10 protein-coding genes are annotated in these 10,130 nt (G+C 69.2%); 6 read left to right on the top strand and 4 right to left on the bottom strand.

Annotated features, from left to right (window positions below):
* Positions 1-14: 14 nt before the first annotated feature.
* The 4 genes from JWP60_RS26255 (at position 15) to ypfH (ending at position 5,523) form a co-directional block, all read left to right on the top strand.
* Positions 15-1,574, top strand: a complete 1,560-nt coding sequence (locus tag JWP60_RS26255; protein ID WP_299798433.1) for an FAD binding domain-containing protein — start codon at positions 15-17, stop codon at positions 1,572-1,574.
* A complete protein-coding gene (xdhB, locus tag JWP60_RS26250) occupies positions 1,571-3,880 on the top strand; it encodes a xanthine dehydrogenase molybdopterin binding subunit (protein ID WP_299798429.1) in 2,310 nt (769 codons plus the stop codon). Before JWP60_RS26255 ends, xdhB begins: the two co-directional genes overlap by 4 nt.
* A gap of 219 nt (positions 3,881-4,099) precedes the next feature.
* Entirely contained in the window at positions 4,100-4,906 is an 807-nt protein-coding gene (locus tag JWP60_RS26245) for a class III extradiol ring-cleavage dioxygenase (RefSeq protein WP_299798427.1), read from the top strand.
* Positions 4,903-5,523, top strand: a complete 621-nt coding sequence (ypfH, locus tag JWP60_RS26240; RefSeq protein WP_299798425.1) for an esterase — start codon at positions 4,903-4,905, stop codon at positions 5,521-5,523. Before JWP60_RS26245 ends, ypfH begins: the two co-directional genes overlap by 4 nt.
* On the opposite strand, the gene JWP60_RS26235 is transcribed toward ypfH, so the two are convergent.
* A complete protein-coding gene (locus JWP60_RS26235; RefSeq protein WP_299798422.1) occupies positions 5,524-5,973 on the bottom strand; it encodes a hypothetical protein in 450 nt (149 codons plus the stop codon).
* Positions 5,974-6,210: 237 nt separating this feature from the next.
* Between JWP60_RS26235 and JWP60_RS26230 the strand changes: the two genes are divergently transcribed.
* Both JWP60_RS26230 and JWP60_RS26225 read left to right on the top strand, forming a co-directional pair.
* On the top strand, positions 6,211-6,681 hold the full coding sequence (locus JWP60_RS26230; protein ID WP_299798419.1) for a helix-turn-helix transcriptional regulator: 471 nt from the start codon (positions 6,211-6,213) through the stop codon (positions 6,679-6,681).
* Between the two features lie 133 nt (positions 6,682-6,814).
* On the top strand, positions 6,815-7,114 hold the full coding sequence (locus JWP60_RS26225) for a hypothetical protein (RefSeq protein ID WP_299798416.1): 300 nt from the start codon (positions 6,815-6,817) through the stop codon (positions 7,112-7,114).
* A 7-nt stretch (positions 7,115-7,121) separates the two neighbouring features.
* Here JWP60_RS26225 and JWP60_RS26220 read toward each other — a convergent pair whose 3' ends face one another.
* From JWP60_RS26220 to JWP60_RS26210, 3 genes are all read right to left on the bottom strand, one after another.
* Positions 7,122-8,015, bottom strand: a complete 894-nt coding sequence (locus JWP60_RS26220) for a LysR family transcriptional regulator (protein WP_299798431.1) — start codon at positions 8,013-8,015, stop codon at positions 7,122-7,124.
* Positions 8,016-8,019: 4 nt separating this feature from the next.
* Positions 8,020-8,601 carry a c-type cytochrome gene (locus JWP60_RS26215; RefSeq protein ID WP_299798413.1) on the bottom strand — a complete coding sequence of 194 codons (582 nt, stop codon included), beginning with the start codon at positions 8,599-8,601 and terminating at the stop codon, positions 8,020-8,022.
* 190 nt (positions 8,602-8,791) lie between these two features.
* Positions 8,792-10,042, bottom strand: a complete 1,251-nt coding sequence (locus tag JWP60_RS26210; RefSeq protein ID WP_299798410.1) for a PQQ-dependent sugar dehydrogenase — start codon at positions 10,040-10,042, stop codon at positions 8,792-8,794.
* Positions 10,043-10,130 lie beyond the last annotated feature (88 nt).

Genomic DNA, 10,130 nt, shown 5'->3' with positions numbered 1-10,130 from the left:
TGGACACCCAAACAATTCGATTCATCCGGCGCGGCGAGCTCGTCTCGCTGGGCAATGTAACACCCGATCGCACCTTGCTCGAGCTTCTGCGGGAGGACCTGGGCGCCACTGGCACCAAGGAGGGCTGCGGCGAAGGCGACTGCGGCGCCTGCACCGTCGTCGTGGCCGAGCCGCAGCAGGGACGGCTGCAGTACCGTGCCATCAACAGCTGCATTCGCCTGGCCCACTCCGTCGACGGCCTGGCGCTGTGGACGGTGGAGGACCTGGCCGCGGACGATGGCACCTTGCACCCCGCGCAGGAGGCGATGGTGCAGTGCCACGGCTCGCAATGCGGCTTCTGCACGCCGGGCTTCGTGATGAGCCTGTTCGGCATGTACCAGAAGCACGTCTGCCAGGGTGGCGCGATCACGCGGGAGCTGGCGCAGGAGGAGCTCTCGGGCAACCTCTGCCGCTGCACCGGCTACCGGCCCATTCTCGACGCTGCGCAGCAGATGGCGGCGCTGCCGCCGGCACGGGTTGACGAAGCGGCCATCGTGCGGCAGCTCGAAGAGATCGCGGCACTGCGCCCGCCGGTGCCTGCCGATGGCGCCTATCTCGCGCCGACCACGCTGCCCGAGTTGCTGGCGCTGCGCGCCAATCACCCCGAGGCGCAGATCGTCGCCGGCTGCACCGACGTGGGCCTCTGGGTCACCAAGATGCACATGCGGTTTGCGCAGGTGCTGGACGTCACGCGGGTGCGGGAGCTGCAACGCGTCGAGACTTACGAGAACCACCTCGCGATCGGCGCGGCCGTCACCTTGACCGATGCCTTCGACGCGCTGGTCGGCGAACGGCCGCAGCTCAAGACCTTTGCCAACCGCTTCGCGGGCCTGCCGGTGCGCAACTCGGGCACCTTGGGCGGCAACATCGCCAACGGTTCGCCGATCGGCGACTCGATGCCGCTGCTGATCGCGCTGGGTGCGCACGTGGTGCTGCTGTCGCGGCGTGGGCACCGCGATCTGCCGCTGGAACAGTTCTACACGGGCTACCGCAAGAACGTGCTGGAGGCGGATGAAGTGGTGGCCTGGGTGAAGGTGCCGCGGCCGGATCGCCCTCACCCCAACCCTCTCCCGCAAGCGGGAGAGGGAGAACTGCAAGCAGGACAAGCCGGACTTGCTCCCTCGCCCCGCTTGCGGGGAGAGGGTGGGGGTGAGGGGCAGCAGCTTCTCCGTGCCTACAAGATCTCCAAGCGCTACGACGACGACATCTCCGCGGTCTGCCTGGTGATCTCCGCGCACATCCGCGACGGCATCGTCGAACGCATAGCCATAGGCGCCGGCGGTGTTGCCGCAACGCCGGTGCGCGCCCTGCAAGCAGAGGCCGCCCTGCGCGGCCAGCCCTGGACCGCCGAAGCGGCGCAACGCGCGGCCGCGGCGCTGCGCTCCGAGTTCCAGCCGATTACCGACATGCGCGCCTCCGCCAGCTACCGCTGCGAAGTACTCGGCAACCTGATGCAGCGCTTCTGGCTGGAAAGCCAGGGCGTGCAGCACATCAACCTGGAAAGCTTCCGCCTCGAGGAAGCCGTTGCCCCATGAACGCCCCCGAGAAGTTCCTGAGCCAGGAGGCCGCACAGCCCGCCACCGGCCGCTCGCAGATCCACGAAAGCGCGCGCGCCCAAGTGGCAGGCAGCGCCACCTATGTCGACGACATTCCCGAAGCCCGCGGCACGCTGCACGCCGCGCCGATCCTCTCCAACGTCGCGCGCGGGCGGCTGCTGCGCGTGGACACGACGCAAGCCCTGAAGATGCCCGGCGTGCGCGGCGTGGTGCTGGCCGAAGACATCCCCGGCGATCCGATCCTGGCGACCTTCACGCATGACGAACCGGTGTTCGCGCGCGACACGGTGGAATTCATCGGCCAGGTGGTCGGCGTGGTCGTCGCCGAGACGGTGATGCAGGCGCGCCGCGCCGCCCGCAAGGTGAAGCTGGAGGTCGAGCCGCTGCCGGCCATCCTCGACGTGCGCGAAGCGATCCAGGCCCGGTCTTTCGTGCTGCCCCCCGTGACCGTACGCCGCGGCGATCCCGAACAGGCGCTCGCCGGCGCGCCGCATCGCCTGGCCGGCTCGCTCGAGGTCGGCGGCCAGGAGCACTTCTATCTCGAAGGCCAGGTCGGCTACGCCTTGCCGCTGGAGCAGGACAACTGGCGCATCCATTCCAGCTCGCAGCATCCGGGCGAGGTGCAGCATTGGGTGGCGCATGCGCTCGGCCTCGACAACCACGCCGTGAACGTGGAGTGCCGGCGCATGGGCGGCGGCTTCGGCGGCAAGGAGACGCAGGCCGGCCATATCGCGGTATGGGCGGCGCTCGCCGCGCGCAAGTTCAAGCGTCCCGTCAAGCTGCGCCTGGACCGCGACGACGACTTCCTGGTGACCGGCAAGCGCCACCCCTTCGCCTACGACTGGGAGGTGGGTTTCGACGACGACGGCCGCGTGGCCGGACTGAAGCTGATGCTGGCCGCCAATTGCGGCTGGTCCGCCGATCTCTCCGGGCCGGTCGCCGATCGCGCCGTCTTCCACGTGGACAACGCCTATTACCTGGGCGACGTGGAGATCGTCTCTTATCGCTGCAAGACCAACGTGCAGAGCCACACGGCGTTCCGCGGCTTCGGCGGGCCGCAGGGGATGATCGTGATGGAGGCGATCCTCTCCGATATTGCGCGGGCGCTCGGCAAGGACCCGCTCGATGTGCGCAAGGCCAACCTCTATGGCACGAGCGAGCGCAATGTCACGCATTACGAGATGACGATCGAGGACAACATCCTCGATCCGCTGATCGCACGGCTGGAGCAAGGCTCGCAGTACCGCGAACGGCGGGCGGCGATCGCTGCATGGAATGCGCAGAGCCCTGTGATCAAGCGCGGCCTCGCGCTCACGCCGGTGAAGTTCGGCATCTCCTTCACGGCCACCTTCTTCAACCAGGCCGGCGCCCTGGTGCACGTGTACACGGACGGCAGCGTGCAGGTGAACCACGGCGGCACCGAGATGGGCCAGGGCCTGCACACCAAGATCTGCCAGATCGTGGCCGACGAACTGGGCGTCCCCTTTGCCAAGGTGCGCATCAGCGCCACCGACACCAGCAAGGTGCCGAATGCCAGCGCCACGGCCGCATCGAGCGGCACCGACCTCAACGGCCGGGCCGCGCAATTCGCGGCGCGGCAGGTGCGGCAAAAGCTCGCCGAGTACGTGGCTGAAAAGCAGAACTGCCGGCCCGAGCAGGTGATCTTCGCGCACGGCCAGGTGAGCGGGCCGGATGCGGTGATGACCTGGGAGCAGGCCGTCGATGACGCCTACCACTCGCGCGTGCAACTGTGGAGCGACGGCTTCTACAAGACGCCCAAAATCCACTACGACAAGAACACGCTGACGGGCCGGCCGTTCTACTACTTCTCGTACGGGGCCGCGTGCACCGAGGTGGCGATCGATACGCTGACCGGCGAGAACCGCGTATTGAAGGTCGACATCCTGCACGACGTCGGCACCTCGATCAATCCGGCGATCGACATCGGCCAGATCGAGGGCGGCTTCATCCAGGGCATGGGCTGGCTCACCACCGAGCAACTGGTGTGGAATGAAAACGGCCTGCTCGCCACGCATGCCCCCAGCACGTACAAGATCCCGGCGACGGGCGACGTGCCGGCGCACTTCAAGGTGGAGCTCTGGCCCGAGGCCAACCGCGAAGACAACGTCGGCGGCAGCAAGGCGGTGGGCGAACCGCCGTTCATGCTGGCGATCAGCGTGTGGGAGGCGCTGCGCGATGCGGCGGCGGCAGCGCGCGGGGACGGCCAGGTGCGGATGGATGCGCCGGCGACGGCGGAGAATGTGCTGCGGGCGTTGAAGGCGTGATGTCTTGCTCCCTCCCCTTCGGGGGAGGGTTGGGGTGGGGGCGCTCCGGCGCTGACTGTGCCCGAGCGCCCCCCTCCCAGCCTCCCCCCGGAGGGGGAGGGGCAACTTCCATTAGGGCGACTGGCGCAACAGTCCATCCCACCCACCCCCCTTTATCCCCGCGACTGCAATCACTACATTGGATCCATCGCGCCCAGCCCCTGCGCGACCAGGAGTTCCATGTCACGCCAGCCCGTCCTCTTCATCTCCCACGGCGCCCCCACGTTCGCGCTGAACCCGGGGCAGCTCGGCCCGCGGCTTACGGCGGTTGGCAAGCAGCTGCCCCGGCCGCAGGCGATCCTCATCGTCTCGCCGCACTGGATGACCCGCGGCGTGCGCGTCGCCACCAGCGCCGCACCGCAGACCGTGCATGACTTCGGCGGCTTCGATCCTGAGCTCTACACCCTGCAGTACCCGGCCCCCGGCCATCCGGCGCTGGCCCGGCGCGCGATCGATCTGTTGCGCGCGGCCGGATGGCCGGCGGAAGCGCAGGAGGGCCAAGGTCTCGATCACGGTGCCTGGGTGCCGCTGCGCTTTCTGTATCCGCAGGCGGACGTGCCCGTGTTCCAGGTCTCGCTGCCCGCGGGACTGACCCCGGCGCAGGCCTATGCCCTCGGCCAGGCGCTGCGGCCCTTGCGCGACGAAGGCGTGATGGTGGTCGGCTCCGGCTCGCTCACCCACAACCTCCAGGAGTTCCGCATGGACGACGGCGGCGTGCAGGCGGAGTACGCCCGCGAGTTCGCCGCCTGGGTGCGGCAGACGGTGGAGGCGCGTGACGACGCCCGCCTGCTGACGACCCTGGATGCCGCGCCGCACGCGCGCCGCGCCCATCCGACGGCCGAACACTTCCTGCCGCTGCTGGTGGCCGCCGGTGCGGCCAGCGAAGACACCGCGGTCGAGACGCTGGAAGGCGGCATCACCTATGGCGTGCTGGCCATGGACTCGTACCTGTTTGGCGCGAAGGCGCAGGCACGGGCACCGGCATGAACGACGGCATCGTCATCCAGTCGCCGCCGCGCGCCAGCGCCCTGTTCTTGCTGTTCCACGGCGTCGGCGCCACGCCGCAGGACCTGGTGCCCTTGGGGACACGGCTCGCCCGCGAGTTTCCGCAGGCCGCCATCGTCAGTGTGCCCGGCCCGGATCACTCGGACCTGGGCCGCGGCCTCCAATGGTTTTCGGTGATGGGCGTGACCGAACGGGACCGGCCGAAACGCGTCGCGGCCACGCTGGACCGCTTTGTCGCCACGGTGCAGGCCTGGCAACAGCGCACCGGTGTCGCCCCAGCCGACACGACGCTGATCGGCTTCTCGCAAGGCGCGATCATGGCGCTGGCCGCGAGCGGCGCAGCGCAGCCCCCGGCGGCGCGGGTGGTGTCGCTCTCGGGCCGCTTCTCCGAGCTGCCGACGGCCGCTCCCGCTGGTGTGCGCATCCACTTCCTGCATGGCGACGCCGACCCGGTGATCCCCGCCGCGCACGCACAAGCGGCCGCTCGCCAGTTGCAGGCGCTGGGTGCCGCGGTGACGCTGGACGTGGTGCCGGGCCTGGGCCACGGCATCAGCGCAGCGAGCGAAGACCTGCTGGTGCGACGCCTGCGCACGACCTGATCAGCCGAGATGGACGACGCGCGCGTTCGGAAAGCGCGCGAACGGATCGTAGCCCCGCAGTCCCTCTCGCAGCGTCTCCTCATATTCCTGCGCGAGTTCGATGCGCTGGCGCGCGTCGCTGCGCGACATCGCATCGAGCAGCTCGGGCTCGAAGCGCAGCATGACGGGCGCCGCGTAGGGGTAGCGCGCCTGCGGGTCGTCCATCACCGACCAGGAGATCACCACGCTGCCGTTGGGCATCTGCGCGGCCAGCGAATGCGGCGGGAACAGGTGACGGTAGGCCTGCCAGAAGGCGGCGCGCACGTGGTCCAGCGAGCCGACGCCAGCGGCGGCGGGCTCGGTACTGCTGGGACCGGCGTCCTCCGGCAGGTCGTACTTGCCGGCGCTGCGGGCCGTCCAGAAGGACGTCTTGCCCGGTCGGTCCGGCACGATGGGAGCAATGCGGTCCATGGAACAACCTCCTGCGCGAGCCGCGAATCGTAGGGGCCGCATTCCTTCCGCGCTGTAGGACGGGGCCCACACCAAGGGTCTATCCGCCACGCGAGCGGCCGGGAATCGCCCGAAGGCGCGCCTCAAGCCGAGCCATCCGTGGCTAGCACGACTATGATCGGCCCCCAGGGAGCTCTACTCAATACGGCGCCGGCAATTCAGCCATATACCAGCCAAGCCGATCCTGTTGCCTCAAGCATGCCGAACATTGCCGCCGTCTTCAAGGACGAGATCGCCCGCATCGCGCGCAAGGAAGTGCGCGCCCAGACCGGGGACTTCAAGAAAGCGTCCGCGCAATACCGTGCGCACATTGCCGCCTTGCGCCGGCGCGTCGACGAGCTCGAGCGCCAGCTCAAGCGCGTCGGCAAGGGCGGTGGGCGCAGCGCGCCAGCGCCAGCGCCAGTGCAGAGCGACGACGAGGAAGGGCTGGGCACACCGCGGCGCTTCAGCGCCACGCGCCTGTCGTCGCAACGCAAGAAGCTCGGGCTGTCCGCCGCCGATTTCGCCGCGCTGCTTGGCGTGTCCGGGCAGTCGGTCTACAAGTGGGAGCATGGCGAGGCCAGGCCGCGTGCCCGCCAGCTCGAAGCGATTGCCGAACTGCGCGGCATCGGCAAGCGCGAGGCGTCGGCGCGGCTGGCGAAGCTGCAAGGCCGCGAAGTCGAGGAGTGAGGCGCATGGGGTGGAGGGTCGGCTGCGCGCAGCGACGCCCCTAGGGCAGCCGAGCTTACGGGAGCCCAGCCTACAAACTTCCGCTCCATCCCGCTGACATCGCCGCGCCAGCGCTTGCGCCACGCTGCGCAGCATGGATGCACCCAAGGTGGAGCTTGCCCGGACCGAGCTCGATTTCCTGCAACGGCTGCTGCTCGACCTGCAGCGGCACGTGAGCGCCGGCACGCCCGCCAGCAGCGAGGAGATGGTCGCGGCCCTGGAGCTCGCGCTTGCCCTCTTGCACTGGGAGGGCGACACCCCGCCGGAGCTCGATGCCCAGGTGGGCCTGGGCGCCGCCGTGCAGCTCAAGCTCGGGGGTGACGGGATGTGCGCCTATCGCCAATGGCGCACCGAGCGGCGCAAGCGCCTGACGGAGCACTCGCTCCCGTCCTGAAGCCGCCTCACTGGCGAAACAGTTCCTCGACCAGCGCGCGCAGCCAGCGGTTGCCGGCATCGGCCTCGAAGCGCCGGCTCCAGTGCAGCGACACCACGAAGTCGCGCTGCGGAAACTGCGGCTCCACGATCGCATGCCCGCCGCTGAAACCGCGCGCGATGTTGCGCGGCATGATGGCCGCCAGGTCGGTGGCCAGCACGATGGCGGGCAACACCATGAAGTGCTCGGTCACCAGCCGCAGCCGCTCTTCGAGTTGCATCTGCTGCACGATGCGCAGCGTGTCCGCATGCGAGCGCACGGCCACGAACTCCAGCTCGCGCAGCGCCTCCAGCAAGGCCGCGCCCGTGCGCCGCTTGCGCGCGAACGGGTGGCCCTTGCGCAGCAGCACCACGTAGCGGTCCTCCAGCAGCTTCACGCGCTGCGTCTCCTTCACCATCGGCAGGAAGCCGAAGGCCAGGTCGATGCGCCCGGCATCCAGCGCCTCTCCCACCTGGTCGCGCGGTACCGGCCGGGTCTCGACCCGCACGCCCGGCGCGCGTTCGCGCAGGGCCACCATCAGCTCGGGCAGGAAGCGGCCCTCGCCGATGTCGCTCATGTGGATGTGGAAGGTGCGGGTCGAGCGTGCCGGCTCGAAGCCCGCGCTCTCGCCCAGCGCCTGTTCCAGTGTGGCAAGCGCCTGGCGCACTGGGCCGGCGAGGCGCTGCGCCTTGGGCGTGGGCTGCACGCCCCCGGCCGTGCGCATGAACAGCGGATCGTGGATCAGCGTGCGCAGGCGGCTCAGGCCCTGGCTGGCAGCGGGCTGCGTCAGGTCGAGCGACTCGGCGGCGCGGCTGACGTTGCGCGTGCGACAGACCGCGTCGAACAGGCGCAGCAGGTTGAGGTCGATGTCCTTCAGTTGCACCGGGTCACGAGGGCTGGCGCGCAAGGAAATGCGCGAGTGCGCGCAGGTCGCCGTCCGCCAGGGGATAGACCACGTCGGCCATCGCCGCGAGGCCGCCGCCGCTGCGGGTGCCGGCCTTGAATTCGCGCAGCGCCTTGAGCAGGTAGTCCTCACGCTGGGCGGCCAGGCGCGCCGTCGCCTGGGTGCCGGAGAAATCCGCCTGGTGGCAGGCGGCGCAGCGATTGGCTTGCGCCAGCTGGCGGCCGGCGGACAGCAAGGCCGCGTCGCTGGCGGCAGTCGTGTCGGCGCGGGGCGGCGGCTGCTTGGCGAAGAACGCGGCCAGCCCGCGGATGTCGTCGTCCTTCAGCATCGCCGCCATCGACGTCATGATCGGACTCTTGCGCGTGCCGTTGCGAAAGAACACGAGCTGCCACTGCAGGAAGCCGTCCGGCTGGCCGGCGAGCGAGGGAACCTCGGGCATCTGCGAAATGCCGTTGGGGCCATGGCAGGCAAAACAGGTCTGCGCCTGGGCGGCGGCAGCGGCCATGTCGACCGCCGCGGGAGCAGAGGTCGCGACGAGGGCGGCGAGGAGGAAAGCGAACTTCATGAATCCTGGTTCTTGATGGGCGGTGTCACCCGGATGTTCTCCGGCGCCAGGGATGTCATCCGGCGCCACGGATGTCATCCCGGGCTCGACGAAGCTTGCCCCGGACCTGATCCGGGGGGATCCACGACGGCGCATCGACAAGCGCCGCCTGGATTGCGGGTCAAGCCCGCAATGACATCCAGGCGTTCCCTCAGCGCCCGTAGCTGATCCGGTAAATCGCCCCGGCCCAGTCATCCGCCACCAGCATTGACCCATCCGGTGCCAGCAGGATATCGGCCGGGCGGCCGGTGTAGCTGCGTTGCCCGTCGATCCAGCCGGAGGCGAAGATTTCCTGGCGTGCCACGTGGCCGTTGGGATCCGCGATCACGCGCTTGATGCGCGCACCCTGGTACTGGTGACGGTTCCACGAGCCGTGTTCGGCGATGAAGATGTTGTTGCGGTACTCGGCCGGGAACTGCGTGCCGGTGTAGAACTTCATCCCGAGCGGCGCCACGTGCGCGCCCAGCTTGGCCACCGGCGGCGTGAACTCGGAGCACTTGTGGCCGGCGCCGTACTTCGGATCGAGCATGTCGCCCTGGTGGCAGTACGGATAGCCGTAGTGCGCGCCGGTCTTGGCGATGTGATTGAGCTTGTCGCTCGGCATGTCGTCGCTCACCCAGTCGCGCGCATTCTCGGTGAACCAGTACTGGCCGGTGCGCGGGTCGATGTCGCCGCCCACGCTGTTGCGCACGCCCATGGCCACCACTTCGGCCTCGCCCGTGTTCGGGTTCACCCGGCGCACCTGCGACAGGCTGGTGGGCGCCAGGCACACGTTGCACGGCGGCCCGAAGGGGACGTACAGCCAGCCCGCCTTGTCGAAGGTGAGGTACTTCCAGCCGTGCGCCACGAAGGCCGGCATGTCGCTGTAGACCACCTTGCCTTCCGGCATGTTGTCGAGCGTGGCCTCGGCATTGTCGTAGCGCAGGATGCGGTCGATGTCCACCACGTACAGCGCGCCGTCGCGGAAGGCGAGCCCGGTGGGCATCTTCAGGCCCTTGAGGATGGTCTTGACCTCGCGCGTGCCGCCGTTGTCGCGGATCGCATAGACGCTGCCGGCACCGAAGGAGCCGACGAACAGCGTCCCCTTGTCGCCCCAGGCCATCTGGCGCGCGCTCGGCACGCCCTGGGCATACACCTCGATCTTGAAGCCGCGCGGCAGCTTCACGTTGCGCAGGTTCTTCTGCAGGTCCTCCATCGATGTGGGGAGAGCCGGGCCGGCCGGCGGTGCCAGGCCTTTCTGCGTTTCGGTCTCGTCGCCCAGGAACCAGTCGGCCGGTGGCTTTTCCCAGAACTCGCGCCGGGTGGAGTCGTATTTCTTGAGTTGCTGCGCCTGTACCGGCGCCAGGGTCACGGCGGCAACGCAGGCCAGGGCCAGCGCGGCAGCGATTCTATTCAGTGACATGAGCCTCTCCTTTGTGCGAACGGGTCGCGGGGGCAGAGTAGATCAGCCGTGCGCCGGGGCCGAGCTAGCGCATTCCCTAGTCGGGCTG

Origin of the sequence: Ramlibacter sp. (genome assembly GCF_028291745.1) — a bacterium.
Taxonomy (GTDB): Bacteria; Pseudomonadota; Gammaproteobacteria; order Burkholderiales; family Burkholderiaceae_C; genus Ramlibacter.
The sequence above is the reverse complement of the archived record's forward strand: the minus strand, read 5'-3'. Positions and strand labels throughout refer to the sequence as shown.

Coding starts and splice junctions, on each gene's coding strand:
- xdhB (WP_299798429.1), top strand. CDS start 1,571: ATGAACGCCCCCGAGAAGTTCCTGAGCCAGGAGGCCGCACAGCCCGCC.
- JWP60_RS26245 (WP_299798427.1), top strand. CDS start 4,100: ATGTCACGCCAGCCCGTCCTCTTCATCTCCCACGGCGCCCCCACGTTC.
- ypfH (WP_299798425.1), top strand. CDS start 4,903: ATGAACGACGGCATCGTCATCCAGTCGCCGCCGCGCGCCAGCGCCCTG.
- JWP60_RS26235 (WP_299798422.1), bottom strand. CDS start 5,973: ATGGACCGCATTGCTCCCATCGTGCCGGACCGACCGGGCAAGACGTCC.
- JWP60_RS26230 (WP_299798419.1), top strand. CDS start 6,211: ATGCCGAACATTGCCGCCGTCTTCAAGGACGAGATCGCCCGCATCGCG.
- JWP60_RS26225 (WP_299798416.1), top strand. CDS start 6,815: ATGGATGCACCCAAGGTGGAGCTTGCCCGGACCGAGCTCGATTTCCTG.
- JWP60_RS26215 (WP_299798413.1), bottom strand. CDS start 8,601: ATGAAGTTCGCTTTCCTCCTCGCCGCCCTCGTCGCGACCTCTGCTCCC.
- JWP60_RS26210 (WP_299798410.1), bottom strand. CDS start 10,042: ATGTCACTGAATAGAATCGCTGCCGCGCTGGCCCTGGCCTGCGTTGCC.